The sequence below is a fragment of the Belnapia mucosa genome, assembly GCF_016775475.1.
In the GTDB taxonomy this organism is placed as follows: Bacteria; Pseudomonadota; Alphaproteobacteria; order Acetobacterales; family Acetobacteraceae; genus Belnapia; species Belnapia mucosa.
Genome location: NZ_JAEUXJ010000011.1, coordinates 90,791 through 116,122, shown reverse-complemented (window position 1 = coordinate 116,122; position 25,332 = coordinate 90,791). Strand labels below are relative to the sequence as shown.

25 protein-coding genes are annotated in these 25,332 nt (G+C 71.6%); 20 read left to right on the top strand and 5 right to left on the bottom strand.

Annotation, left to right across the window (positions count from 1 at the left end; genetic code table 11):
* The first annotated feature begins 45 nt into the window (after nucleotides 1-45).
* The 7 genes from recG (at nucleotide 46) to JMJ55_RS21860 (ending at nucleotide 8,116) form a co-directional block, all read left to right on the top strand.
* Nucleotides 46-2,127, top strand: a complete 2,082-nt coding sequence (gene recG, locus JMJ55_RS21890; RefSeq protein ID WP_202827731.1) for an ATP-dependent DNA helicase RecG — start codon at nucleotides 46-48, stop codon at nucleotides 2,125-2,127.
* A 73-nt stretch (nucleotides 2,128-2,200) separates the two neighbouring features.
* Nucleotides 2,201-2,926, top strand: coding sequence for an ABC transporter ATP-binding protein (locus JMJ55_RS21885; protein ID WP_202827730.1), 726 nt, complete (start codon nucleotides 2,201-2,203; stop codon nucleotides 2,924-2,926).
* Nucleotides 2,926-3,657 carry an ABC transporter permease gene (locus JMJ55_RS21880; protein ID WP_202827729.1) on the top strand — a complete coding sequence of 244 codons (732 nt, stop codon included), beginning with the start codon at nucleotides 2,926-2,928 and terminating at the stop codon, nucleotides 3,655-3,657. Before JMJ55_RS21885 ends, JMJ55_RS21880 begins: the two co-directional genes overlap by 1 nt.
* Nucleotides 3,658-3,661: 4 nt before the next feature.
* Nucleotides 3,662-5,620: a Gldg family protein gene (locus tag JMJ55_RS21875; protein ID WP_202827728.1), complete on the top strand. Its 1,959-nt coding sequence runs from the start codon at nucleotides 3,662-3,664 to the stop codon at nucleotides 5,618-5,620.
* A gap of 13 nt (nucleotides 5,621-5,633) precedes the next feature.
* Nucleotides 5,634-6,662: a DUF4340 domain-containing protein gene (locus JMJ55_RS21870; protein WP_202827727.1), complete on the top strand. Its 1,029-nt coding sequence runs from the start codon at nucleotides 5,634-5,636 to the stop codon at nucleotides 6,660-6,662.
* Nucleotides 6,659-7,084, top strand: a complete 426-nt coding sequence (locus JMJ55_RS21865) for an NUDIX hydrolase (protein WP_202827726.1) — start codon at nucleotides 6,659-6,661, stop codon at nucleotides 7,082-7,084. The genes JMJ55_RS21870 and JMJ55_RS21865 overlap by 4 nt, the downstream gene beginning before the upstream one ends.
* A 27-nt stretch (nucleotides 7,085-7,111) precedes the next feature.
* Nucleotides 7,112-8,116, top strand: a complete 1,005-nt coding sequence (locus JMJ55_RS21860; RefSeq protein ID WP_202827725.1) for a Bug family tripartite tricarboxylate transporter substrate binding protein — start codon at nucleotides 7,112-7,114, stop codon at nucleotides 8,114-8,116.
* A gap of 105 nt (nucleotides 8,117-8,221) precedes the next feature.
* Here JMJ55_RS21860 and msrP read toward each other — a convergent pair whose 3' ends face one another.
* Entirely contained in the window at nucleotides 8,222-9,145 is a 924-nt protein-coding gene (gene msrP / locus JMJ55_RS21855) for a protein-methionine-sulfoxide reductase catalytic subunit MsrP (protein WP_202827724.1), read from the bottom strand.
* A 204-nt stretch (nucleotides 9,146-9,349) separates the two neighbouring features.
* Between msrP and JMJ55_RS21850 the strand changes: the two genes are divergently transcribed.
* Both JMJ55_RS21850 and JMJ55_RS21845 read left to right on the top strand, forming a co-directional pair.
* Nucleotides 9,350-10,135: a response regulator transcription factor gene (locus tag JMJ55_RS21850; protein ID WP_202827723.1), complete on the top strand. Its 786-nt coding sequence runs from the start codon at nucleotides 9,350-9,352 to the stop codon at nucleotides 10,133-10,135.
* A 72-nt stretch (nucleotides 10,136-10,207) separates the two neighbouring features.
* Entirely contained in the window at nucleotides 10,208-10,918 is a 711-nt protein-coding gene (locus JMJ55_RS21845) for a lytic transglycosylase domain-containing protein (RefSeq protein ID WP_202827722.1), read from the top strand.
* Between the two features lie 131 nt (nucleotides 10,919-11,049).
* On the opposite strand, the gene JMJ55_RS21840 is transcribed toward JMJ55_RS21845, so the two are convergent.
* A complete protein-coding gene (locus JMJ55_RS21840; RefSeq protein ID WP_236033916.1) occupies nucleotides 11,050-11,532 on the bottom strand; it encodes a DUF192 domain-containing protein in 483 nt (160 codons plus the stop codon).
* A gap of 35 nt (nucleotides 11,533-11,567) precedes the next feature.
* Between JMJ55_RS21840 and JMJ55_RS21835 the strand changes: the two genes are divergently transcribed.
* Nucleotides 11,568-12,458 (top strand): alpha/beta fold hydrolase, encoded by an 891-nt coding sequence (locus tag JMJ55_RS21835; protein WP_202827721.1) that lies wholly within the window; start codon nucleotides 11,568-11,570, stop codon nucleotides 12,456-12,458.
* Here the strand turns inward: JMJ55_RS21835 and JMJ55_RS21830 are convergent.
* The 3 genes from JMJ55_RS21830 to tpiA are packed head-to-tail and all read right to left on the bottom strand — an operon-like array spanning nucleotide 12,355 to nucleotide 15,534.
* Complete coding sequence (locus tag JMJ55_RS21830) at nucleotides 12,355-13,626, bottom strand: aminotransferase (protein ID WP_202827720.1); 1,272 nt, start codon at nucleotides 13,624-13,626, stop codon at nucleotides 12,355-12,357. The genes JMJ55_RS21835 and JMJ55_RS21830 overlap by 104 nt on opposite strands.
* Nucleotides 13,627-13,654: 28 nt before the next feature.
* Nucleotides 13,655-14,791 (bottom strand): acetoin utilization protein AcuC, encoded by a 1,137-nt coding sequence (locus tag JMJ55_RS21825; RefSeq protein WP_202827719.1) that lies wholly within the window; start codon nucleotides 14,789-14,791, stop codon nucleotides 13,655-13,657.
* Nucleotides 14,788-15,534, bottom strand: a complete 747-nt coding sequence (gene tpiA / locus JMJ55_RS21820) for a triose-phosphate isomerase (RefSeq protein ID WP_202827796.1) — start codon at nucleotides 15,532-15,534, stop codon at nucleotides 14,788-14,790. Before tpiA ends, JMJ55_RS21825 begins: the two co-directional genes overlap by 4 nt.
* Nucleotides 15,535-15,652: 118 nt before the next feature.
* Here tpiA and JMJ55_RS21815 point away from each other — a divergent pair, with 118 nt between their 5' ends.
* The 10 genes from JMJ55_RS21815 (at nucleotide 15,653) to lexA (ending at nucleotide 25,332) form a co-directional block, all read left to right on the top strand.
* Nucleotides 15,653-17,539, top strand: a complete 1,887-nt coding sequence (locus tag JMJ55_RS21815) for a SurA N-terminal domain-containing protein (protein ID WP_202827718.1) — start codon at nucleotides 15,653-15,655, stop codon at nucleotides 17,537-17,539.
* Nucleotides 17,540-17,559: 20 nt separating this feature from the next.
* Nucleotides 17,560-19,062 carry an anthranilate synthase component I gene (trpE, locus tag JMJ55_RS21810; RefSeq protein ID WP_202827717.1) on the top strand — a complete coding sequence of 501 codons (1,503 nt, stop codon included), beginning with the start codon at nucleotides 17,560-17,562 and terminating at the stop codon, nucleotides 19,060-19,062.
* A gap of 84 nt (nucleotides 19,063-19,146) precedes the next feature.
* Nucleotides 19,147-20,013, top strand: coding sequence for an amidohydrolase family protein (locus tag JMJ55_RS21805; RefSeq protein WP_202827716.1), 867 nt, complete (start codon nucleotides 19,147-19,149; stop codon nucleotides 20,011-20,013).
* Between the two features lie 225 nt (nucleotides 20,014-20,238).
* Nucleotides 20,239-20,397 (top strand): hypothetical protein, encoded by a 159-nt coding sequence (locus tag JMJ55_RS21800; RefSeq protein WP_202827715.1) that lies wholly within the window; start codon nucleotides 20,239-20,241, stop codon nucleotides 20,395-20,397.
* Complete coding sequence (locus JMJ55_RS21795; protein ID WP_202827714.1) at nucleotides 20,394-20,981, top strand: anthranilate synthase component II; 588 nt, start codon at nucleotides 20,394-20,396, stop codon at nucleotides 20,979-20,981. The genes JMJ55_RS21800 and JMJ55_RS21795 overlap by 4 nt, the downstream gene beginning before the upstream one ends.
* Nucleotides 20,978-21,988 carry an anthranilate phosphoribosyltransferase gene (gene trpD / locus JMJ55_RS21790; protein ID WP_202827713.1) on the top strand — a complete coding sequence of 337 codons (1,011 nt, stop codon included), beginning with the start codon at nucleotides 20,978-20,980 and terminating at the stop codon, nucleotides 21,986-21,988. Before JMJ55_RS21795 ends, trpD begins: the two co-directional genes overlap by 4 nt.
* Entirely contained in the window at nucleotides 21,985-22,815 is an 831-nt protein-coding gene (trpC, locus tag JMJ55_RS21785; RefSeq protein ID WP_202827712.1) for an indole-3-glycerol phosphate synthase TrpC, read from the top strand. The genes trpD and trpC overlap by 4 nt, the downstream gene beginning before the upstream one ends.
* A gap of 6 nt (nucleotides 22,816-22,821) precedes the next feature.
* On the top strand, nucleotides 22,822-23,292 hold the full coding sequence (moaC, locus tag JMJ55_RS21780) for a cyclic pyranopterin monophosphate synthase MoaC (RefSeq protein WP_202827711.1): 471 nt from the start codon (nucleotides 22,822-22,824) through the stop codon (nucleotides 23,290-23,292).
* Complete coding sequence (locus JMJ55_RS21775) at nucleotides 23,292-24,497, top strand: molybdopterin molybdotransferase MoeA (RefSeq protein WP_202827710.1); 1,206 nt, start codon at nucleotides 23,292-23,294, stop codon at nucleotides 24,495-24,497. Before moaC ends, JMJ55_RS21775 begins: the two co-directional genes overlap by 1 nt.
* Before the next feature lie 97 nt (nucleotides 24,498-24,594).
* A complete protein-coding gene (gene lexA, locus JMJ55_RS21770) occupies nucleotides 24,595-25,332 on the top strand; it encodes a transcriptional repressor LexA (protein WP_202827709.1) in 738 nt (245 codons plus the stop codon).

Below are 25,332 nucleotides of genomic sequence, written 5' to 3'. Positions count from 1 at the left end.
AATCCTGTCAGCCCGAGGCGGCGGCCGCAGCGGCGGTTCCGTGCGATGAATCCGGAGCAAACCGAGCTTACTCCCCTCTTCTCCCCCTTGGGCAGCCTGCCCGGGCTGGGGCCGATTATCGCCAAACGCATGGCGGAGGCGGTCGGCGGCACGCGCGTGCTCGACCTGCTGTTCCACCTGCCGGAGCGCTACGCCACCCGCATCCGCATCGACAGCCCCGCCGAGGCGCCGCCGGAGGCCGAGGTCATCCTCCCGGCCCTTGTCACTGGCCATCGCGCCGCCCGGTCCCGGACCGGCCGCGGCTATGTGGAGGTCCGCGCTGAGGCCGGTGGCAAGCCGCTGCTGATCCGCTTCATCAATGGCCGCCTCGAATGGCTGCGGCAGATCCTGCCACCGGGCACGGAGCGCCTTTTCGCCGGCAAGGTGAAATCCGAGGCCGGCGCCTTCTCCATGATCAACCCCCTCACCGCCACCGGGCCCGAGGGGCTGCCGGAGCTGGAGCCGGTCTGGCCGCTGGTCCAGGGCTTGCGGACCGGCCAGATCGCCAAGGCCATGGGCCCGGCGCTGGACCGCATCCCGCCCCTGCCGGAATGGCACGACCCGGCCCTGATGCGGCGCGAGGGCTGGCTCGGCTTCGCCCCGGCGCTTCGCGCCCTCCAGGCGCCCGAGGCCCCACCGCCCCCGATCCACCGCACCCGCCTCGCCTATGACGAGGCGCTGGCCGGGCAGGTCGCCCTCGCCCTGGTCCGCCGCCGCGTCCGCCAGCGACCGGGCCGGGCGCTGGAGGGCGACGGACATCTCCGCGCCCAGGCGCTCGCCGCCTTCGGCCACCCGCTCACCCCTTCCCAGGCCCATGCGTTGCGGGAGATCGATGCCGATCTGGCAGCGCCGCACCGCATGCTGCGCCTGCTCCAGGGCGATGTCGGCGCCGGCAAGACGCTGGTCGCGGCGCTGGCAATGCTCCGTGCCGTCGAGGCCGGGACCCAGGCGGCGCTGATGGCCCCGACCGAGCTCCTCGCCCGACAGCACACCCGCACGCTAAGCCGCCTCTGCACCCCGGCCGGCGTACGGGTCGAGCTGCTGGCCGGCAGCGTGAAGGGCGCCCAGCGCAAGCGCGTCCTCTCGGGGCTTGCCAGCGGCTCCGTCCAGATCGCCATCGGCACCCATGCCCTGTTCCAGGAGGGCGTCACCTTCCGCGACCTCGGCCTCGCCGTGGTCGATGAGCAGCACCGCTTCGGCGTCGCCCAACGCCTGCTGCTGGCCGAGAAAGGCGGCGAGGCCGATATGCTGGTGATGACGGCGACGCCCATCCCCCGCACCCTGCTGCTGACCCAGTGGGGCGAGATGGCCGTTTCCCGCCTGTCCGGCAAGCCGGCCGGGCGGCAGCCCATCACCACCACCCTGCACGGCCTCCGCAGCCTGCCCGAGGTGGTCGCCGGCATCGGCCGGGCCATGGAGCGCGGCGCCCGGGTCTATTGGGTCGTTCCCCATGTCGCCGAATCGGAGCTGGTGGACATGGCCGCCGCCGAAACCCGCTTCGCCGAGCTCTCCGAGCGCTTCCCCGGCCAGGTCGGCCTCGCCCATGGCCGGCTCGACCCGGAGGTGCGGGAGCAGGCCATCCGCGACTTCGCCGCCGGCCGGACCAGGCTGCTGGTCGCCACCACCGTCATCGAGGTCGGCGTCGATGTGCCGGAGGCGACGGTGATGGTGGTCGAGCATGCCGACCATTTCGGCCTCGCCCAGCTCCACCAGCTCCGCGGCCGGGTCGGGCGCGGCGCCGAGGCGAGCTACTGCATGCTGCTCTATGACGAGGCGCTGGGCCTTGCCTCCCGCGAGCGGCTGCTGATCCTGCGCGATACAGAGGACGGTTTTGCCATTGCGGACGCCGATTTCCGCCTGCGCGGCGGCGGCGAGGCGCTCGGTACCCGCCAGTCCGGCGCCCCGGTCTTCCGCCTCGGCCTGCCGGAAGCGGAAGCGCAGGACGGCCTCGTCACCATGGCCAACCGCGACGCTGCCCTGCTGCTGGAGAAGGACCCGGGCCTGACCGGCCCCCGCGGCGAGGCGGTGCGGCTGCTGCTGAGGCTCTTCGGCAAGGAGGCGGCGATGGAGACCTTGCGGGCCGGTTAAACCCGCGGGGTCTTGCATTGCGCGCCCGTCCGGGTAACTCCCCCCGCCGGGGTGTCTTTGGGGGGTTCATGCCTTGGCCGCGCTGATCGAGATCGAGCGCCTGACCAAACGCTTCGCCGGCTTCACCGCGGTGGACGATGTCTCCTTCACCGTGGAACGGGGCGAGGTGCTGGGCTTCCTCGGGCCGAACGGCGCCGGGAAATCCACCACCATGCGCATGCTGGCCGGCTTCATGCCGCCGACGGCCGGCACCGCCCGCATCTGCGGCGCCGATGTGGTGGACCAGCCGGTCGCGGCCAAGCGCCATCTTGGCTTCCTGCCCGAAGGCGCGCCGACCTATCCGGAGATGACGGTGGCCGGCTTCCTCGCCTTCACCGGCCGCATCCGCGGCTTCCGGGGCGGGGAGCTGACCGACCGCGTGGCCCATGCCATGGGCCTCACGCAGCTGGAGGGCGTCCGCCTCCAGCCCATCGAGACACTGTCGAAGGGCTTCAAGCGCCGCGTCGGCCTGGCCCAGGCCCTGCTGCACGACCCGCCGGTGCTGGTGCTGGACGAGCCGACCGATGGCCTCGACCCCAACCAGAAGCATGAGGTCCGTGAGCTGATCCGCCGCATGGCGCCCGAGAAGGCGATCGTCATCAGCACCCATATCCTCGAGGAAGTGGGCGCTGTCTGCACCCGCGCCATCATCATCGCCCGCGGCAAGGTCGTGGTCGATGCGCCGCCCTCGGTGCTGGAGGAGCGGGGCCGCAGCCTCGACGATGTCTTCCGCAGCCTGACCCAGCCGGAGGCCGCGTGATGGGCGCCGCGCTCACCGTCGCCCGGCGCGAACTCGCCGGCTATTTCGCCACCCCCGTCGCCACCGTCTTCATCGTCATCTTCCTGGTCCTGGCCGGGGCGCTGACCTTCACGCTGGGGAATTTCTTCGGCCGCGGCCAGGCCGACCTGATCCCCTTCTTTTCCTTCGTGCCCTGGCTCTTCCTCTTCCTCGTGCCGGCGCTGACCATGCGCCTCTGGGCGGAGGAGCGGCGGCTTGGCACCATCGAGCTGCTGCTGACCCTCCCTCTGCCGCAATGGGCGGCGGTGCTGGGCAAATTCCTCGCCGCCTGGGCCTTCTGCGGCATCGCGCTGGCGCTGACCTTCCCGCTCTGGATCACCGTCAACATCCTCGGCTCGCCCGATAACGGCGTGATCCTCTCGGGCTATGTCGGCTGCCTGCTGGTCGCCGGGGCCTATCTGGCGCTCGGCGCCGCGGTCTCGGCGCTGACGCGGAACCAGGTGATCGCCTTCGTCCTCGCCGTCGCGCTCTGCTTCGTCTTCGTCGCCGCCGGCAGCCCGATCGTCACCGAATTCCTCGACACCCGCCTGCCGGTGCTGGCCGAGATCGCCCGCAACCTCTCAGTCGCCGAGCGCTTCGGCGGCTTCACCCGCGGTGTCATCGCGGCACGGGACCTGATCTTCTTCGCCAGCTTCATCGGCTTCTTCCTCTTCGTGAATGCCGTCGTGCTCGACCACCGGAAGGCGGACTAGGCGCATGAGCGACACCACCCCTCCCGCCCCGCCGCCGGCCCGTGGCCGGCGCCTCGGCACCTCGGCGCTTGGTTTGCTGGCCGCCGCGGTGCTCGCCATCGGCGTCAACCTGCTGGCGGACCGGCTGCTGCCGCGCGCCCGCATCGACCTCACCAGCCAGCGCCTCTACACGCTGTCCGACGGCACGCGGCAGATCCTGCGCGGGCTCGCGGACCCGATCACGCTGCGCCTGTTCTACTCGCGCCGGCTGGGCGCCGAGATCCCGATGTATGGCGCCTATGCCGACCGGGTGCGGGAGATGCTCGGCGAGTATGTCTCCCTCTCGAACGGCAAGGTGCGCCTGGAGGTGCTCGACCCCGAGCCCTTCTCCGAGACCGAGGACCGCGCGATGGCCTATGGCCTGCAGGGTGTCCCGGTCGACCAGTCCGGGGAGCAGGTCTATTTCGGCCTGGCCGGCACCAACCTCGTCGATGACGAGCGCACCCTGCCCTTCTTCCAGCCGGACCGGGAGCGCTTCCTCGAGGCCGACCTGACCCGCTTGGTCTATGAGCTGTCCAACCCGCAGCGGCCGGTGATCGGCGTGATGTCGCCCCTGCCGCTGAACGGCGATCCGCGGGCGATGATGCTGCGCCAGCCGCAGCTCGGCCAGCCGGCGGCGGTGATGACCCAGCTGCGGCAATTCTTCACCGTGAAGGATGTCCCGCTCGACGCCCAGGCGATCGAGCCGGATGTGCAGGTGCTGCTGGTCGCGCATCCGCAGCACCTGCCGGATGCGGCACAATATGCCATCGACCAATTCGTCATGCGCGGCGGCAAGCTCTTCCTGCTGGTCGACCCGCATTCCGAAAGCCAGGCGGCGCGCCCCGGCCCGACCGGCCAGCCGCCCAGCGACACTGCCTCCTCGCTCGACCGCCTGCTGAATGCCTGGGGCGTCGAGGCGCCCTCGGACAAGGTCGTGCTCGACCTGCGCGGCGCCTGGCGGGTGCGCGCCGGGCCGCAGGACCGGGTGCAGGCGGTGGATTATGTCGCCTGGTACAACCTCCAGGGCGACAGCCTGAATCGGGGCGAGATCGCGCTGGCCCAACTGGAGCAGGTGACCGTCGCCTCGGCCGGCGAGGTGCGGAAGCGCGAGGGCAGCACGATCGAATTCACCCCGCTGCTGACCACCTCCTCGCAGAGCATGGTGGTGGATGCGGCACGCGTCCGGCAGGACCCGAACCCGACCCGGCTGCTGGCCGATTTCCGTGCCGATGGCAGCCGCCACGTCATCGCGGCGCGGCTGCGGGGCGAGCTGGCCTCGGCCTTCCCGGACGGCCCGCCCGCCCCGCCCGAAGGCGCCGAGCGTCCGGCCGATTTCCCTGCCCATCGCGCCCGCAGCAACGGCCCGGCCAATATCGTCGTCATCAACGACAGCGACGTGCTGGAGGACCGCTTCTGGGTCCGGGTGCAGGATTTCTTCGGCCAGCAGATGGCGACGCCGATCAGCGGCAACGGCGCCATGGTCGGCAATATCGTCGACACGCTGGGCGGATCGGATGCGCTGATCTCGCTCCGCTCCCGCGGCGAGAGCCTCCGGCCCTTCGAGCTGGTGGAGGACATCCGCCGCAATGCCGATGCGCAATACCGCCAGACCGAGCGCCAGCTGACCCAGAAGCTGGAGGAGACGGAGCGCCGGCTGCGCGAGCTGCGCCAGGGCACACCCACCGCCCCCGGCGCCGAGCGCAACGCCAATCAGAGCGTCATCACGCCCGAGCAGCGGGCCGAGATCGACGCGGCGCGGGAGGAGATCATCCGCACCCGCCGCCAGCTCCGCGCCGTGCAGCTCGAATTGCGCCGCGACATCGAGGGGCTGGAGACGATCCTGCGCGTCGTCAACATCGCGCTGGTCCCGGCGCTGCTGACCGCCTTCGCCATCGGCCTCGCGGTGGTGCGCCGCCGTCGCCGCGCCGCGGCCCGGGCCTGAGAGGAGCGCCGCCATGCAACGCCGCACGCTGCTCCTGCTCTCGACCGCCGCCGCCGTGACGCTCGGCGCCGCCCTGGTGCTGACACCCAGCGTCCTCCGGCAGGAGGTGGCGCCGCCCGCTGCCCGCCTCGCCTTCGACGGACTCGCCGCCCGGCTCGCCAGCGCCGAGCGGATCGAGGTCCGCAAGCACGATGCGAGCCTGGTCGTCGCCCGCCAGGGCGATGCCTGGGTGCTGCCCGAACGGGGCAACTACCCCGTCCGCGCCGAGCGGGTGCGGGAGCTGCTGGTCGGCCTCACGGAGCTTCGCCTGACCGAGCCGCGCACCACCGATCCCGGCCAGCTCGACCGGCTCGGCCTCGATGATCCGATGCGCCCTGGCAGCACGGCGCTGCTGCTGCGGGTGCTCGGCACCGGCGGCCAGCCCCTGGCGGAACTGGTGGTCGGCCGCCGCCGCGTCCGCACCCAGGGCAATGTCCCGGAATCCGTCTATGTCCGCCGGCCGGAGGAATCCCAGGCCTGGCTCGCCGAGGGCCGGCTGCCGGTCGATTCCGATCCGCAGCTCTGGATGGACCGCGACATCGCCAATATCGCCGAGGCGCGCATCCGCCGCGTCACCGTCCACCGGGTGGGCGAGCCGGAGCTGGTGCTCGGCCGCGGCGAGGAGCCGGAGGCGAAGCTCCGCATCCAGGTCCCGCCCAATCCGCCTTCCTTCGACGCCGTCTCGCTGGACGAGGTCGCACGGGCCTTCGAATACCTCACCTTCCTCGAGGTGAGGCCGGAGCGCGAGGTGCCGGGGACGGCGCTGGGCGAGGCGCGGTTCGAGCTCTCCGATGGCATGGCGGTCACCGTCTGGCCGAGCCGGGATGGCGACACGCTCTGGATCAAGCTGCGGGCGGAAGGCGGGGCGGATGCCGCACCGCTCAATGCCCGCTGGCAGGGCTGGGCCTATCAGGTCGGGGTCTGGAAGGAGAAGGCCTTCACCCCGCGGCTGGAGGATCTGCAGGAACGCGAGGCGCCGCCGCCGCCGGCCCCGGCGCGATGACCGGGCGGGAATATCCCGACCGGCCCTGGGTCGGCATCGGCATCGTCGTCTTCGATGGCGACCGGGTCCTGCTGGCGCGCCGCGGCAAGCCACCACGGGTCGGCAGCTGGTCGCTGCCGGGCGGCGCCCAGCATCTCGGCGAAAGGGCCGAGGCCGCGGCGCGGCGCGAGCTGCTGGAGGAGACGGGGATCGAGGCCGGGCCGCTCGAACTCGCCGCCGTGGTGGATGCCATCACCACCGATGAGCGCGGCGTCCGCTACCACTACACCATCGTCGATTTCTGCGGCCGGCGGTCCGGCGGCGAGGACCGGCCGGGCGACGACGTCGCCGCCACCGCCTGGGCGCTGCCCGAGGAACTCTCGCAATACGACCTGACGCCGGATGTGCTGAGGGTTATCGCGGAAGCGCGGCAGCGCCTGTAGTCTCCCCGCAAAATGGGAGACCGATCCATGCCGGGACGCCGAAGCCTGCTCGCCGCCGGGGCCACGCTGTTGGCCAGCCCGTTATCCGCCCCTGCTCTCGCCCAGCCCATCGCGGGCGGCCGGCCGCTGCGCCTGATCGTGCCCTTCCCGCCCGGCGGCGCGGTGGACATCCTCGGCCGGCTGATCGCCGAACGGCTGGGGGCGGTGCTCGGCCAGACCGTCGTGGTCGAGAATCGCGGCGGCGCCGGCGGCAATATCGGCGCGGATGCGCTGGCCAAGTCGGCGGCCGATGGCTCGACCATCGGGCTGATCAGCGCGACGACGCTCTGTGCCGCCCCTTTCCTCTACAAATCCATGGCCTTCGACCCGCAGCGGGACCTGGCGCCCATCTCCAACATCTCGACCGGCCCGGTGCTTTGCGTCGTGAATGCCGAGACGGCGGCCAAGCGCGGCTGGACCGATTTCGCCACCCTCATCGCCTGGTCGAAGGCGCATCCGGATACGGTGACCATGGGCTCCTCCGGCACCGGCACCACCAGCCACCTGACCATCTCAGCGGTGAACCAGGCGACCGGGGCGCGCATCACCCATGTGCCCTATCGCGGCGGCGGCCCGGCCATCTCCGACCTCGTCGCCGGCACCATCGACATGATGTTCGACGTGATGCCGGCGCTGATGCCGCATGTGGAGGCCGGGCGCTTCAAGGCGCTGGCCGTCAGCAGCGCCGAGCGCCTGCCCTTCCTGCCCGATGTGCCGGGCATGCGGGACCTCGCCCCACTCGGCCTCGGCGATGTCGATATCCAGAGCTGGAACGCGGTGATGGCCGCCGGCGGAACCCCCGCGCCCATCCTCCGGCAACTGAACGAGGCCGTGCGGAAGATCGCCGAGGACCCCGCCTTCGTCGAACGGCTGCGGCCGCTCGGCTACCGGGTGCTCACCACCCCGACGCCGGAGGCGCTGGCCGAGCGCATCCGCGCCGAGACGCCGCGCTGGAAGCAGCTGGTCGAGATCTCCGGCGCCAAGCTCGATTAGCGGGTCGCTCCAGCGACCCCGTCATGCCCGGGCTTGTCCCAGGCATCTCTCCCATATCGGGTCAGATGGCCGGATCAGGTCCGGCCATGACAATGCGGCGGCAGCTCAGGTCCAGAGTCGCTCTCGCTGGAGATTGGTGTAGAGGCCGGCGACAAATTCGCCATAGCCGTTGAAGAGCTGGGTCGGCACCCGATCCCCGGTGCCGAGCACACGCTCGCTCGCCTGGCTCCAGCGCGGATGCGGTACCTCCGGGTTGATATTGGCCCAGAACCCATATTCCTGCGGCTGGATCGCCTCCCAGAAGGTCTTCGGCCGCTCCGCCACCAGGCTGATCCGGGCGAGCGACTTGCCGGCCTTGAAACCGTATTTCCAGGGCTGGTGGAAGCGGATGGGCGCGCCGTTCTGCGGCAGCAGCGGCTTGCCATAGGCACCGGTGACGAGGAAGGAGAGCTCGTTCCCCGCCTCCTCCACCGTGCAGGCCTCGACATAGGGCCAGGGATACCAGGATTGGCGCAGGCCCGGCATCACCGCCGGCAGCGCCGCGGTCTCGAAGCGGACGAATTTGGCCTCCGGCTTGACGCCGACCTTCGCCAGCAGCGCCGAGAGCGGGAAGCCGCTCCAGGGCACCACCATCGACCAAGCCTCGACGCAGCGCAGACGATAAACGCGCTCCTCGATCGGCATGGTCTTCAGCAGGTCGTCGATGCCGAATTCCATCGGGCTGTCGACCAGCCCATCCACCTTCACCGTCCAGGGCCGCAGCGGCAGCTTCTGGGCGGGGCGGAAGATGCCCTTGTCGGTCCCGAATTCGTAATAGTTGTTGTAGGTCGTGGCATCCCGCTCGCCGGTGATCGCGCGGCCGGCGACATAGCGCGGGTTGCGGGCGGCGGGCACGTCCTCCGCCCGTGCGATGGAAGGAAGGGCCATGGCGGCGGCGCCGGCCAGGGCGGCACGGCGGCCGAAGGCCAGCGCCTCGGGCGTGGCGGCACTTTCGGGAATCTCCCAGCCGCGGCGGGTCCTGATCAGCATGATGGGCCTCCTCAACCCTAGAAGGGGCGGCGGCACCGGGCGTCAAGCGCCTGGACCTGCCCTCGCGGGGTGTTTCGTCCCGGCCACAGCGAAGGTTACGGATGCGCGTCATGCGCGAATTGGATTGTATTCCATATCCCGCACACTATTCTGTGAACACACCGCCGCTGCCCCAACGTTGCCCCAACCTTCCGGGAGACGAGCATGCATATCCTTCTCGCTTCGCCTTCGGCCAACTCGACCCTTCTGGTGAACGGCCTCGCCAGCCTGGGCGTGCGCTGCGACGACACGGATACGCTCGACGACCTGGCCTCCGTCATCGCCCATAGCGGCCCTTATGATGCGCTGGTGCTGCGGATCGATGGCGCCCTGCGCGACGCCCAGACGGCCGTGGCCGAGCTGCGCCGGCGCGGCCTGACCGTGCCGGTCGCCGTGCTCTGCGGTCGCACCCCGCAGCCGGCCGAGGAGGAGGCGATGCTCCATGCCGGCGCCGATGACGTGCTGCACAACCCGATCCATCTGCGCGTGCTGCAGGCCCGGCTCCAGGCCCTTGCCCGCCGCGCCCGCGGCCATGCCTCCTCGCGCCTCCTCTGCGGCAATGTCACGCTCGACCAGGCGCAGCATGCCGCGGTGGTCGATGGCCGCCGCGTCAACCTGACGGCACGCGAGTTCGACTTCCTCGAGACGCTGATGCTGCACAAGGGCGTGCTCCTGACGAAGGAGCGCTTCATGAGCAGCCTCTATGCCGATGGCGCGGCGCCGGATTCCAAGATCGTCGATGTTTTCGTCTGCAAGCTGCGGCGGAAGCTCGCCGATTGCGGTGCGGCCGAGATGATCCGCACGGTCTGGGGCCGCGGCTATGTCGCCTTCGAGCCGAGCTCGGCCGCGGTCGAGACCGCCCGTCGCGCCCGCCGGCCGGAAGCCGCGGTCGATCCGGTGCCGCGCGGCTGGACCCGCCGCAGCGCCGGCCTCGCTGCCGCCACCGCCTGATCGGGCGGCTGGCACGCCGCTTGCGCTCCGGCTCCCCGTGGCCCGCCTCCCGCGGGCCCGGGATGCCGAGCGATGCTGCGCTATCTTGCGACCCTGATCCTGCTTTTCCCGGCGCTTGCCGCGGCCAACCCCGCGGCGCCGGATGACAGCCGGCTCTGCGCCGCCGCGATCGCCACGGTGGAGCGCGAGGCCGGGCTGCCGCCCCGCCTGCTCGGCGCCATCGCCCGCGTCGAGTCCGGCCGCCGCGACGCTGGCGGCGAGGCCCGCCCCTGGCCCTGGACCATCAATGCCGAGGGGCGCGGCAGTTTCTTCCCGGACAAGGCGGCAGCCATTGCCGCCGTGCGGGCCTTGCAGGCCCAGGCCGTGCGCTCCATCGATATCGGCTGCATGCAGGTGAATCTGCGGCATCACCCCACGGCCTTCGCCAGCCTGGAAGAGGCCTTCGACCCGCTGGCCAATGCCCGCTACGCCGCCCGCTTCCTGACCGAGCTGAAATCCACCCGTGCGGACTGGCTGGCCGCCGCTGGCGCCTATCATTCCCAGACCCCGGAATATGCTGCGCCCTACCGCGCCCGCGTTGCCGCCGCCTGGGCGGTGGAGCCCGCGCCGCCGGCCCCGGCCGCGCCCGTCTTCCGCCCTGGCCAGGCGGGGGGCGGCTTCATGCTTTCGAACGGCGCCGATCGCGCACCGGTGCTCGCCAATCCGGGTGCGGGCGGCGGCCGTGGCCTCGCCGCCTATCGCGCAGCGCCGATCCCGCTCATCGCTCGGGTCGCGCGGCTTTAGAACTCACCACAAAACCGCTACGCGGCTTTGCGGGGGCCCCGGATTGCCGTCTGACGCCGAAGGCCTCGCACAGCCTTCCGCGGCAAAGCCGCGGAAGGACACCAAGCAGGGGCCGGATTTGATAGGCGCTCTTAGTTCGCGTTGCCGAAGATGCGCTGGATCACCCGGTCGCCGATGCGGAGCCCGAGCCGTTCCGCCGTGCCCGCCGCCAGTTCGAGCGTCGCCCGCACCGGGCCGCGGCTGTCGATGGCGGCCAGGGAATAGGGCACGGTCCGCTCGGCGATGCGGTGGATATGCCCATCCGCCGTGATGAAGACCATGTCGAGCGAGGTGATGGTGTTGCGCATCCACATGCTGGATTCGCGCGGCTGGCCCCAATCGAACAGCATTCCTTCATTCGGGCCGACGCTCGGGCGGAACATCAGCCCGACCATCTGCTGGTCCATGTTGAGCGCCATCTCGACGCGGAATTCATGCCGCTTGCCGTCGCGCGTCACGATGACCAGCGGCTCCTCCGGCAGCTTCGGCTGCGGCCCGGTCTGGGCCTGGATGGGATGGGCGAACAGCAGGCCGGCAAGGCCGAGCAGGGAGCGGCGGAGCATGAGGCGCAGCATGGCACCGCGGCGCCCGGCCGGCCATACTCGCCCGCATGCAGGACCTCCGCCGCATCCGCACCCCGACCCTCGAGATCGCCTATGCGGAACTCGGCCCGGCCGAAGGCCCGCCGGTCGTGCTGCTGCACGGCTTCCCTTATGCGCCGCAGGCCTATGCGGCCGTCGCGCCGATCCTCGCTGCGGCCGGACGGCGCTGCATCATCCCCTATCTGCGCGGTTATGGGCCGACCCGCTTCCTGTCATCGGAGACGCCGCGATCCGGCCAGCAGGCGGCGCTCGGCGCCGATCTGCGCGACCTGCTGGATGCGCTGGCGATCCCGCGCGCCGTGGTCGCGGGCTATGACTGGGGCGGGCGCGCCGCCTGCATCCTGGCGGCGCTCTGGCCGGAGAGGGTGACGGGTCTCGTCTCCTGCACCGGCTACAATATCCAGGACATCGCCGGCTCCGTCCGGCCGGCAACGCCGGAGCAGGAGCACCGGCTCTGGTACCAATACTACTTCCATACCGAGCGTGGCCGGGCGGGGCTGGAGGCGGACCGGCGCGGCATCGCCCGGCTGCTCTGGCGGCTCTGGTCGCCGGCATGGGGCTTCGACGAGGCGACCTTCGCAGCGAGCGCTAGCGCCTTCGACAACCCGGATTTCGTCCCGGTGGTGATCCAGTCCTATCGCCACCGCTTCGGCTATGCCCCGGGCGACCCGGCGCTGGAGGCGATCGAGGCAGCGCTCGCCAGGCGGCCCCGCATCGTCGTGCCGACCATCGCCCCGCATGGCGGCGCCGATGGCGTCGGCCCGGCCGAGGCCTCGGCCAGTCACGCCCGCTTCTTCACGGGCCCCTATGAGCGTCGGGTGCTGCCGGGGATCGGCCATAACCTGCCGCAGGAAGCGCCGGAGGCCTTTGCGCGCGCGATTCTCGACCTGCCGGGCTAGCCGCTTCCTCGGCGACCCGGCGCAGCCGCGGCTCCAGCGCCCGGATGGTCGCCAGGTCGATATTGGCGAAGGCGATCCGGAGATGCGCCTCCTCCCCCGCGAAGGCCGGGCCGGGCAGCGCCATCAGGCCATGCCCCGCCGCCATGGTCCGTGCCACCTCCCAGGCCGAGGTCACACCGAAGGGATGCCGGACATAGGCGAAATAGGCTCCCAGCGCCTCCAGCCGCCAGCCCGGCAGCCGGTCGAAGACGGCGCGCATCGCCTCGGCGCGTTCGGCCATCTCGGCCCGCTTCGCCGCCCGCCAGCCGGCCAGTGCCTCGATCCCCCAGGCCACCGCCGCCTGGGCCGGGCGGTTGGCGCAGATCTGCACGCAGTCCATCACCTTGCCGAGCTCGGGCAGCAGCGCCTCCGGCGCCGCCAGCGCGCCGAGCCGATGCCCCGGGATGGCGAAAGATTTCGAGAAGCTGGTGAGCTGGATCAGGTTCTCCGGCCAGCCTCCCGCCGGCAGGGCATGCGGTTGCTCCCGCCCGGGCGGCAGGAAGTCGCGATAGGTCTCGTCCAGCACCAGCCAGATGCCGCGGCGCTGGCAGAGGGACTGGAAGCGCTCGATCAGCGCGGCCGGATAGATGGCGCCGGTCGGGTTGTTGGGCGTGACCAGCACGATGGCCCTGACGCCCCCGTCCAGCAGCGCCTCGGCCCGGTCCGGGTCGGGCAGGAAGCCGGAAGCGGCGTCGCAGGGCAGCGCCCGGGCCTCGATCCCCAGCATGTCGAGCGTCATGGCGTGGTTGAAATACCAGGGCGTCGGCAGCAGCACTGCCTCGCCGCGCCGGGCCAGCGCCATCATGGCGACGAAATAGGCTTGGTTGCAGCCGGCGGTGATCGCCACCTGCCCTGCCGCGCAATCGCCGCCATAGAGGCTCCGGAGATGCGCCGCATAGGCCTCGCGCAGCGCCGCATCGCCCTGGATCGGGCCATAGGCGGCGGCCTCGGCGCTGCCGGCGGCCTCGGCCAGCCGGGCCAGCATCGCGGGCGGCGGCGGATAGGCCGGCACCGCCTGGCAGAGATTGAGCAGCGGACCGTGCCAGCCATCATAGCCCTGCCCCCAGGCCTGGATCTGCGGGATGGGCGGGCTTCCGGTATCGATCAGGCTGGGATTGAGCGGCGGCATCGCGGGTCCTGCTGAGGCATGCCGGACCCTAACGTGCCGAGGGTCCGGAAGTGTACGGGGGCGGCAGGTCGCGCAGCGTGGCCGCCGCAACCCGCTGCACCGCCGCCCGCACCACCCCGGGCCTAGGCGCGTCGCGCAGCGTCGTAAACCAGTGCTCCGGCGGGTTGCGGCCGGCGGCGCGTCCGAAGCGGAGGCCGCGCAGCACCTGCTCCGCCGGCGGCGGCAGGTGCTCCGGGATTGCGAAGCCGTTCAGCGTGGCCCAGACCCCGGCCCAGCAACGCCCGACCGTCCAGGGGTTGTAGCCCCCGCCGCCGAGCACCAGGAATCGCGGCGTCAGCCCCATCAGCGCCCGCACCACCCCCCAATGCGCGTTGTTCGAGAGGGCAAGGCGGGAGAGCGGGTCTTCCTCCAGCGCATCCGCCCCGCATTGCAGCATGATTGCCTGCGGCCGGAGATGCCGCGCCAGGGGCAGGATCGCTTGGTGCAGCAGCCAGAGCATCTCGGAATCGTTGAAGCCCGCCGGCACCGGCAGGTTTCGGGCCGCGCCGCCCGCCCGGTCCTCGGCCGCCCCGGTATGGGGCCAGCGTCCCTCCTCATGCACCGAGAGGGTGAAGACGCGCGGATCGTCCCGGAAGGCGTCCTGCACACCATCGCCGTGATGCGCGTCGATATCGACATAGAGGATGTTCTCGAGCCCGGCATCGAGCCAGGTCAGCAGGCCGAGCACCGGGTCGTTCAGGTAGCAGAAGCCGCTGGCCCGGTCCGGCTGGCCGTGATGCGTGCCGCCGCCGGGGCAATAGATGGTGCCGCCGCCTGCCGTCAGCCGCGCCGCCAGCATGCAGCCCCCGGCGCTGGTGGCGGGGCGGGAGAAGACCTCCCGATAGACCGGGTTGCCATGCGCGCCGATATGGAACCGCGCCTGGTCCTCGGGCGACGCCCGCTGCGTCGCCTCCGCCCGCTGCAGCGCCGCGATGTAGGCGGGCTCATGGAAGCGGGCGAGTTCCGCCGGGCTCGCCATCGGCGCCTCGATCCAGCCCCCGGGCGGGAGCCAGCCCAGCGCCTCGATCAGGTCGAGCGCGGTTGAGACCCGGGGGATGGCCAGCGGATGTTTCGGCCCATAGGAGGAATGGCGGTAGATCTCCGAGCCGATGAGCAGCGGCGTCACGCGGTGGCGGGCACCCCGGCGGCGATGGCCAGGAAATCCGCCGCGACCAGGCTGGCGCCGCCGACCAGCGCGCCATCCACATCCGGCAGGGCGAGGATCGCTTTCGCATTCGCCGGCTTCACCGAGCCGCCATAGAGAATCCGCAGGCCCCCGCCCGCCGCGCCGAAGCGCGTCTTCAGATTGGCCCGGATCGCGGCATGGATGGCGGCGATCTCTGCCTCGGTCGGGGTCCGGCCGGTGCCGATAGCCCAGACCGGCTCATAGGCGACGACGCCGCCAGCCGCCGCAAACCCGTCCGGCAGGCTGCCATCGAGCTGGCCGGTGACCACCGGCTCCGCCTGGGCGGCCAGCCGCTCCGCCTCGCTCTCGCCGACGCAGACGATGGGGACGAGGCCGGCGGCCAGCGCCGCCTCCGCCTTGGCCCGCACCGCCGCATCGGTCTCGGCATGATTCGCCCGGCGCTCGGAATGGCCGAGGATCACGTAGCGCGCCCCGACATCGCGCAGCATCGGCGCCGCGACATCGCCGGTATGGGCGCCCTTGGCCGCGGCATGGCAATCCTGCCCGCCCAGCGCCACCGCGCCGCCCGAGAGCTTGCCCGCCACCGGCACCAGATAGGGGAAAGGCGGGCAGACCAGCAGTTCCGCCGCGCCGCCCGCGCCGGCCTGCACCGCCTCCGCCAGTGATGCCGCCTCGGTCAACGAGCCATGCATCTTCCAATTGCCGGCGATCAGCGGGCGCACTCCGGGGGTCATGGCGGCTTCCTCCTGTCCTGGATGCAATGCGGTATCCGCCGCCGCCCGGTTTGGCAACGGGGCGCCGCTCCGCTATGGACCCCGGCTGGACCAGTCACGGACCGCCATGCTCACCGCTCTTCGCCGACTCGCTTCCACCTGGGTCGCCAAGCTTCTCTTCATCGTGTTGATCGCCTCCTTCGGCGTTTGGGGCATCGGCGACACCATCCGCAATTTCGGCCGGGACAATGCCGTCGCCCGGGTCGGCGGCGCGCCGATCGAGATCGAGGAGGCGCAGGCCGCGATCCGGCGGGAGATGCAGCGCCTGTCCCGCCAGCTCGGCGCCCAGTTCGAGAACGACCCGCGCATCCGCCGCGCCGTCGCCCAGCAGGCGATCGAGCAGCTCGTCCTCGACCGCGTCCTGCGGCAGGAGGCGAACCGCCTCGGCATCGCCGTGCCGGATTCGGCGGTGCGGGACTTCATCTTCTCGATCCAGGGCTTCCGCGGCATGACCGGCCAGTTCGATCGGGCGGTGTTCGAGAATTTCCTCCGCAGCAACGACCTGACCGAGGCCGGCTTCCTCGCCCTGGTCCGGGCCGATCTGGCGCGGCAGCAGCTGGCGGTCGCCGTCCGCGCCGGCGCCGCGGCGCCCGAGACCCTGGCCCGCCCCCTGTTGCAATGGCAGCAGGAGCAGCGCGGCGCCGCCATCGTCTCCCTCCCCCTCTCGGCCGCGCCGGAGCCGCCGGCCCCGGAGGAGGCGCAGCTCCGGCGCTTCCATGAGAACAACCCCGATCGCTTCTCCACCCCCGAATACCGGGAGGCGAGCGTCGCCGTCCTCAGCGCCGACCGGATCAGCCGCGAGGTCGAGATCTCCGATGCCGACCTCGCCGCCGCCTATGAGGCGCGGCGCAGCCAGTATGAGACGCCGGAGCGGCGCCGGCTGGCCCAGGTGCTGGTCCAGGACGAGGATAAGGCGAAGGAAATCGCGGCAAGCTGGTCCGGCGGCGCCGATTTCGCCGCCGTCACCCAGGCGACCGAGGCTGCCGGCGGGCAGGCGCTGGAGCTCGGCCTGCTCGACCGCGCCGGCCTGCCCTTCCCGCAACTCGCCGAGGCCGCCTTCGCCGCGCCGGATGGCGGCGTCACTGCGCCCGTGAAGTCGGATTTCGGCTGGCATGTCCTCAAGGTCGAGGCGATCGAGCCCGGCGCCGCCCGGCCGCTGGCCGAGGTGCGGGACCAGCTCCGCCAGGACCTGCAATCCGAGAAGGCCGCCGACCTGGCCTTCGAGCGGGCCAATCAGGTGGAGGATGCGCTGGCCGGTGGCGCGACGCTGGCCGAGGTGGCGCAGCGCTTCAACCTCGGCTTCGCCACCCTCCGCACCGATGCCAACGGGATGGACCCCGAGGGCAAGGCGGTGGAGCTGCCGGTGATCGAGGCGGCCCGGGCACCCTTGCTGCGCGCCGTCTTCACCACCGAACGGGGCGCCGCCCCCCGCCTCAGCGAGACCGAGGCCGGCTTCGTCGCGGTCGATGTGAAGGAGGTGACGCCCCCTGCCCTCCGTCCCTTCGAGAGCGTCGAGCCGCAGGTGCGCGAGGCCTTCATCGCTGAGGCGAAGCGCCGCTCGCAGGAGGAGCGCGCCGCCGGGCTGCTGGCCGCCGTGAAGGGCGGCAAGAGCCTGGCCGAGGCGGCGCAGGAAGCCGGCCTCGGCATCCGCGAGATCGGCGCCATCACCCGCGAGCAGCGCGGTGACCCGGCCGTGCCGCCCGAGCTCCTCGCCCCGCTTTTCGAGCTGAAGCTCAAGGAGCCGACCATGGCGCAGACCCGGGAAGGTTATGCGGTCGCGCAACTGCTCGAGGTCACCAAGCCCGAGGTGGATGCGGCGGCGATCGGCCGCATCCGCGGCGAGGTGGCGCAGGCCATGGCCGGCGACCTCGAGATCGAATACATGGCCGCGCTGCGGGCCCAGGCCGATGTCCGGGTCAATCCGCGGCTGGTGGACAGCCTCGCCCAGCCATAACCCGAGTAGGAGCAACGCCCATGCCCTCCCCCGATTTCGCCGCCTTCAGCGCTGGTCTTGCCGCCGGGCAGGCCCAGGTGCTGTGGCGGGAGCGGGTGGCGGATCTGGACACGCCGGTCGGGGTCTTCCTGAAGCTCGCCTCCGGCAAGCCCAACAGCTTCCTGCTGGAGAGCATCGAGGGCGGCGCCGCCCGCGGCCGCTATTCGGCGGTGGGGCTGGAGCCGGACCTGATCTGGCGCTGCCGCGAGGGCCGCGCCGAGCTGAACCGCCACGCCCTCGCCGCCCCGCATGCCTTCGAGCCGGCGGGCGAGGATGCGCTGGAGAGCCTCCGCGCCGCCATCGCCGCCACGCAGATGAGCCTGCCGGCCGGGCTGCCGCCCATCGCGGTCGGGCTGTTCGGCTATCTCGGCTATGACATGGTCCGGCTCATGGAGCGGCTGCCCTCGACCGCGCCGGATGTGCTCGGCGTGCCCGATGCGGTGCTGGTCCGCCCAACCCTGGTCGCCGTCTTCGACCATGTGCGGGATGCGCTCAGCCTTTTCACCACCGTCTGGCCGGCTCCGGGTCAGGATCTGCAATCCGCCTGGGACGCCGCCCAGGCCCGGCTGGACGAGGCCGAGGCGGCGCTCGACCGCCCGCTGCCGCGCCCGGCCGCGCCGGTCAGCCTGCCGCGCCTGCCCGAACCCTCCAGCAATTTCACCCGCGAGGGCTTCGTCGCGGCGGTGGAGCGCGCCAAGGACTATATCCGCGCCGGCGACTGCTTCCAGATCGTCCCCAGCCAGCGCTTCTCGGTGCCCTTCGCCCTGCCGCCCTTCGCCCTCTACCGGGCGCTGCGGCGGATCAACCCGGCGCCCTTCCTGTTCTTCTTCGACTTCGCCGGCTTCGCCGCGGTGGGCGCCTCGCCGGAGATCCTGGTGCGGCTGCGCGACGGCGAGGTGACGATCCGCCCGCTCGCCGGCACCCGCCGCCGCGGCGCGACGCCGGAAGAGGACAAGGCGCTGGAGGCCGAGCTGCTGGCCGACCCCAAGGAGCGTGCCGAGCACCTGATGCTGCTCGATCTCGGCCGCAACGATGTCGGCCGGGTCTCGGCCATCGGCACCGTGCGCGTCCCGAGCCAGTTCCAGATCGAGCGCTATTCCCAGGTCATGCATATCGGCTCCGAGGTCCGTGGCCGGCTGCGCCCGGGCCTCTCGGCGCTGGATGCGCTGGCCGGCGGCTTCCCGGCCGGCACCCTCACCGGCGCTCCCAAGGTCCGCGCCATGCAGATCATCGAGGAGCTGGAGCCCTCCCGCCGGGGAATCTATGCCGGCGGCTTCGGCTATTTCGGCGCCGATGGCGGGATGGACACCTGCATCGGGCTGCGCACCGCGCTGGTGAAGGACGGCGTCATGCATGTCCAGGCCGGCGCCGGCGTGGTGGCCGACAGCGATCCGGTCGCCGAATATGAGGAAACACAGCAGAAGGCGCGCGCCCTGTTCCGCGCGGCCGAGGAGGCGGTGCGCTTCGCCGCCGGGCGGAGATAGGCCAGCGCCGGATTTGACAGCCGGCGCGGAGGCTCGCCACCCTTCGCCCGAGGCGGGCCGCAAGCCCGCACCGGGAGGAATTGGATGACCCGCCCCTGCCCCGGCGCCCGCGCCGTCACCAGCCGGCCGCATTGGCAGCCGCCGCCCGGCGCGACCGACTGCCATATGCATATCTTCGGCCCCTATGGGCACTACCCGCTTTCGCCCGGCCGGTCCTATACCCCGCCCGAGGCCTCCATCGCCGCCTACCGGGCGATGTGCGACACGATCGGCATCCAGCGCACGGTGGTGGTCCAGCCGAGCATCTACGGCACCGAGAATGCGGTGAGCCTCGATGCCGTCGAGGCGCTTGGCCGGGACCGCGCCCGGGCCGTGGTCGTGGTGGATGAGAGCTTCGACCTGGCGGCGCTCCGGGCCATGGCGGCGCGCGGCGCCTGCGGCGTGCGCTTCAACGCGGTCAGCGGCAACGGCACTCCGCTCGAGCAGCTCGAAGCCCTGGGCGAGTGCCTTGCCGAGCTCGGATGGCACTTGCAGCTCTACGCGCATCCCACTGAAATGCTTGCGCTGGAGCCGGTGCTGGCGCGCCTGCCCTGCCTGCTGGTGATCGACCATATGGGTGGTGTGAAGGTCGACCAGCAAGGCCCTGAGCATCCAGCATTCCGGGCGCTGCTCCGGCTGCTGGAAGGCGGGGCCTGGGCCAAGCTCTGCGGCTACCGTTCCTCCGCCGCCGGCGCGCCCTATGGGGATGTCGCTGGCATGGCCCGCGCCATGATCGCCGCCGCGCCGGAACGCTGCGTCTGGGGCACGGACTGGCCGCATCCCTCCCTCTCCTCGCCCGAGGAGGTGCCGGATGATGGCGTGCTGATGGATGCGCTCGGCGACTGGGCGCCCGGGGCAGCACAACGCCAGGCGATCCTGGTGGACAACCCGGCCCGGCTCTACGGCTTCTGATCGCGCTTGCGCGACGCGCCGGACCATGGCTAGTCTCTCCGCCATGGTCCAACGCGCGATCCCCGCCGCACGATTTTGGTACCGCTGGTACACACCGGCGGCCTAAGGATCAGCGCATTCACGCAGACCCCAGAAGCCGCCACTCGCTGGCGGCTTTCGTGTTTCTGGACCCTCACGATCCCCACCGCCAGCCAGTGACGGCCCCATCCACCGAAGGAGGCCATCATGCAGCGCAGCGATTTCGACTTCGACGTGATCAGCGGACCGGCGATCCCGCCGCCGGCACGCCCCCTGGCGCCTCTTGCCCCGCCGGCGCCGCGCGCCCCGACGGCGCCGCCCGCGCTTGACCCGGCCGCGACGCGGCCCGAAAGTCCAAGCGCATGATATTGCTGATCGACAACTACGACAGCTTTACCTTCAATCTCTATCACTTCCTCGGCGGTCTTGGAGTGGAGATCGAGGTACGGCGCAACGACGCGCTGACGAGTCAGGAGGCCCTGGCCATGCGGCCGGAGGCGATCCTGCTCTCGCCCGGCCCGTGCACGCCGAACGAGGCGGGAATCTGCCTGCCGCTGATCGGCGCCGCCGCCTCGGCCGGCGTGCCGCTGATGGGCGTCTGCCTTGGCCACCAGGCGATCGGCCAGGCCTTCGGCGGCACGGTCATCCGCGCCCCGGACCCGGTGCATGGCAAGGTCTGGGACGTGCATCACCGCGGCACGGATATCTTCGCAGGTCTCCCCGACCCCTTCCGCGCCACCCGCTATCACTCCCTGGTGGTGCGGCGGGAGGATTTGCCGGAGGAGCTGGAAGCCACCGCCTGGACCGAGGACGGGCTGATCATGGGCCTCGCGCATCGGCACCTGCCGATCTGGGGCGTGCAATTCCATCCGGAGAGCATCGCCTCCCAGCACGGCCATGACCTGCTGCGGAATTTCCTGCTGCTCGCCAAGGCGCGGGTGCCGGCGTGAACACGCTGAAGCCCGTTCTCGCCCGCCTCGCCGCCGGCGAGCGGCTGGCCGAGAGCGAGGCCGAGGCCGCCTTCGGCATCATCATGGCCGGCGAGGCAACCCCCGCCCAGATCGCCGGCCTGCTGATGGCGATGCGCGTCCGCGGCGAGACGGTGGCGGAGCTGACCGGCGCCGTCCGCGCCATGCGGGCCCGGATGACCGCCATCGAGGCGCCACCCGGCGCCATCGACATCGTCGGCACCGGCGGCGATGCCTCCGGCAGCCTGAATATCTCGACCGCGACGGCGCTGGTCGTCGCCGGCTGCGGCGTGCCGGTGGCGAAGCATGGCAATCGGGCGCTGTCGTCGCGCTCGGGCGCTGCCGATGCGCTCGCCGCGCTCGGCATCAATCTCGACGTGCCGCTGGATCGGCTGGAAACGGTGCTGCGGACCGTCGGCATGGTCTTCCTGATGGCGCCCCGCCACCACGCCGCCCTGCGCCATGCCGCCGGGCCGCGGGTCGAGCTCGGCACCCGGACCATCTTCAACCTGCTCGGCCCGCTGGCGAATCCGGCCCGGGTTCGGCGCCAGCTCACCGGCGCCTTCCACACCTCCTGGCTGCGGCCGATGGCCGAAACCCTGGCCCGGCTCGGCACCGAGTCCGCCTGGGTGGTGCATGGCCAGGGCCTGGATGAGATCGCGCTCTCCGGCGAGACCCAGGTGGTGGCGCTGGAGGCGGGCGGCATCCGCGAATTCACCATCGCGCCCGAGGATGCCGGCCTCCGCCGCGCGCCGCCCGAGGCCATCCGCGGCGGCGAGCCGGCCGAGAACGCCATTGCCCTCACCGCGTTGCTGGAGGGTGCCCCGGGCCCCTACCGCGACATCGTCCTGCTCAATGCGGCCGCCGCCCTCCTCGTCGCCGGGCGATGTGCCGATCTGCGGGAGGGTGCCGCCCGGGCTGCCGAGGCCATCGACAGCGGGACCGCATCTGCGGTACTGGCCCGCCTGAAGGACGCCACCGCCGCATGAACGCCCCCCAGCTCGTCATCCCCGAACGCACCGTGCCGGATACCCTGGCCCGGATTCTGGCCGACAAATATGAGGAGGTGCGGGCCCGCTCCGCCGCTACCTCCCTCTCGGAGGTCGAGCGCCAGGCCCATGCCGCGCCGGCGCCGCGCGCCTTCGTCAACAATCTCTGCGAGGCGGTGGCCGATGGCCGGGTTGGGCTCATCGCCGAGATCAAGCGCGCCTCCCCCTCCGGCGGACTGATCCGCGACCCCTTCGAGCCTGCGACGCTCGCCGAGGACTATGCCCGTGGCGGCGCCACCTGCCTCTCGATCCTGACCGACGCGCCCTATTTCCAGGGTCATGCCGACCATCTGAAGGCTGCCCGCGCCGCCTGCACCCTGCCGGTGCTGCGGAAGGACTTCATGGTCCATCCCTGGCAGGTCTTCGAGGCCCGGGCGATGGGTGCCGACTGCATCCTGCTCATCATGGCCGCCCTCTCCGACCGTCAGGCGGAGGAGCTGGAGGAGATCGCCCGCAGCCTCGATATGGGCGTGCTGGCCGAGGTGCATGACCGCGCCGAGCTCGACCGAGCCCTCGGGCTGCAGACCCGGTTGATTGGGGTGAATAACCGCAATCTCAGAACTTTACAGACCGATCTTACGACGGCGGAGGAGCTGGCGCCCCTCATCCCTGCCGACCGCATCCCGGTCGCCGAGAGCGGCATCCGCACCCCGGAGGATGTTCGTCGCATGGCCGCCGCCGGCGCCCGCTGCATCCTGGTCGGCGAGAGCATGATGCGGCAGGCGGATGTCACCGCCGCCGCATACGACCTCGTCCACGCGCTGTAGGCCGCCATGTCCCTGACCCATTTCGACGCGGAAGGCCGCGCCGCCATGGTCGATGTGGGGGACAAGGCGGAGACCGCCCGCCAGGCCATCGCCCGCGGCCGCATCACCATGGCCCCGGCCACGCTGGAACGCATCCGCGAGGGCCAGATCGGCAAGGGCGATGTGCTCGCCGTCGCCCGCCTGGCCGGCATCATGGCGGCGAAGCGGACCAGCGACCTGATCCCGCTCTGCCATCCGCTGATGCTGTCCAAGGTCACGGTCGACCTGACCCCCGCCCCGCCCGACGCGGTGGAGATCGAGGCGCTGGTGCGCCTTGTCGGCCGCACCGGGGTGGAGATGGAGGCACTGACCGCCGTGACGGTAGCGGCCCTGACCGTCTATGACATGTGCAAGGCGATCGATCGCGGCATGCGGATCGAGGCCGTGCGGCTTTCCCATAAATCCGGCGGAAAATCCGGAACTTACGAGGCAGAGTGATGATATCGGTCGAGGAAGCCCGGGCCCGCATCCTCGCCGCCCTCGCCGCCACCCCTGCCGAGACCGTGCCGCTGCCTGCCGGCTGGGGCCGGGTCCTGGCCCAGCCGGTCCAGGCCCGGCTCGACCAGCCGCCGGCCGATGTCTCCGCCATGGACGGCTATGCAGTGCGGGCAGCCGAGGCGGTGGCCGGCGCCAGCCTCGCCGTCATCGGCACCGCCCCGGCCGGCCATCCCTTCCCCGGCGAGGTCGGCCCCGGCGAGGCGGTGCGCATCTTCACCGGCGGCTTCGTCCCGCCCGGGGCGGATGCCATCCTGTTGCAGGAGGATGCCGAGGCCTCGCCCGGCCGGGTTCAGGTGCAGGAGACGGTGCGGCCCGGCCGCTGGATCAGGCGGCGTGGGCTCGATTTCGCCGCGGGCGAGGCGGTGTTGCCGACCGGTCGCCGCCTGACCGCCCGCGATATCGGCCTTGCCGCCGCCGCCAATGTGCCGTGGCTCGCGGTGCATCGGGCGCCGCGGATCGGGATCCTCGCCACCGGCGACGAGATCGCCCTGCCCGGCGACCCGATCCCGCCAGGCGGCATCGTCAGCAGCAATGCCCATGCCCTCGCCGCGCTGATTCGCGCCGGGGGTGGCGACCCGCTGGTGCTGCCCATCGCCCCGGATGACAGCCAGGCCATCGCCGCGGCCGCCACCGCCGCCCGGGCCTGCGACCTGCTGGTGACCACCGGCGGCGCCAGTGTCGGCGACCACGACCTGGTGCAGAGCGCGCTCGGCCCACAGGGCTTCACCCTCGATTTCTGGAAGATCGCGATGCGGCCGGGCAAGCCGCTGATCTGGGGACGACTCGGCGCGACGCCGGTGCTCGGCCTGCCGGGCAATCCCGTCTCGGCGCTGGTTTGCAGCGTGCTCTTCCTGCTGCCGGCGCTGGAGCGGCTGTCCGGCCTGCCTGGGGCACCGCCGCGCACGATCCGGGCGCTGGCCGGCGCGCCGCTGCCCGAGAATGATCGCCGCTTCGACCATCTGCGGGCGCGGCTGGAGCCGGGGCCGGAGGGCGTGCCGGTCGCCACCCCCTTCCCGGTCCAGGACAGTTCCATGATGAAGACCCTGGCGCGGGCCGATGCGCTGATCCTCCGCGCCCCTGGCGCCGCGGCCCTGCCGGAAGGCGCATCAATCGAGGTGATTCCGCTCGGCGATTTGGGTATCTGAAGGGCGTGGTTGACGCTTTTCTGGAACTTCCGTAGAACATCGGGACGATTCGTGCTTTGTTCGCCGAAGCGCTCACGGCCTGGCCGACGGAGGGAAGATGCTTACCCGCAAGCAGCACGAGTTGCTGATCTTCATCGACAAGCATTTGCGCGCGACCGGCTTCTCTCCCTCCTTCGAGGAGATGAAGGACGCGCTGAAGCTGAAGTCCAAATCCGGCATCCACCGCCTGATCACGGCGCTGGAGGAGCGGGGCTTCCTCCGTCGCCGCGCCCATCGCGCCCGGGCGCTGGAGGTGATCCGGCTGCCGGAGAATGTCGCGCCGCGCCGCGCCGCCGAGGCGCCGGCCTCGCCCATGCCGGCCACAGCCCCGCCACCCGGCTTCGCACCCAATGTCATCCAGGGCCGCTTCGCGCCGAACCTCGCCGGGGTTCAGCGCGCGGCGAATGAGGCGACGGCGGTCCAGCTTCCCCTTTATGGCCGAATCGCCGCCGGTCTCCCGATCGAGGCGCTGCGCGACAGCGGCGCCAGCGTCGAGGTGCCGGCTGCCCTGCTCACGGGCGGGGAGCATTATGCGCTCGAGGTCGCTGGCGATTCGATGGTCGAAGCCGGCATCCTCGATGGCGACACCGTCATCATCCGCCGCGGCGACACGGCCGAGAACGGCGCCATCGTCGTCGCCCTGGTGGACGACAACGAGGTGACGCTGAAGAAGATGCGGCGGAAGAACAACTCCATCGCGCTGGAGCCGGCCAATCCCCGCTACGAGACCCGCATCTTCGGCCCTGACCGGGTGAAGGTGCAGGGCCGCCTGATCGGGCTGCTGCGCAAGTACTAG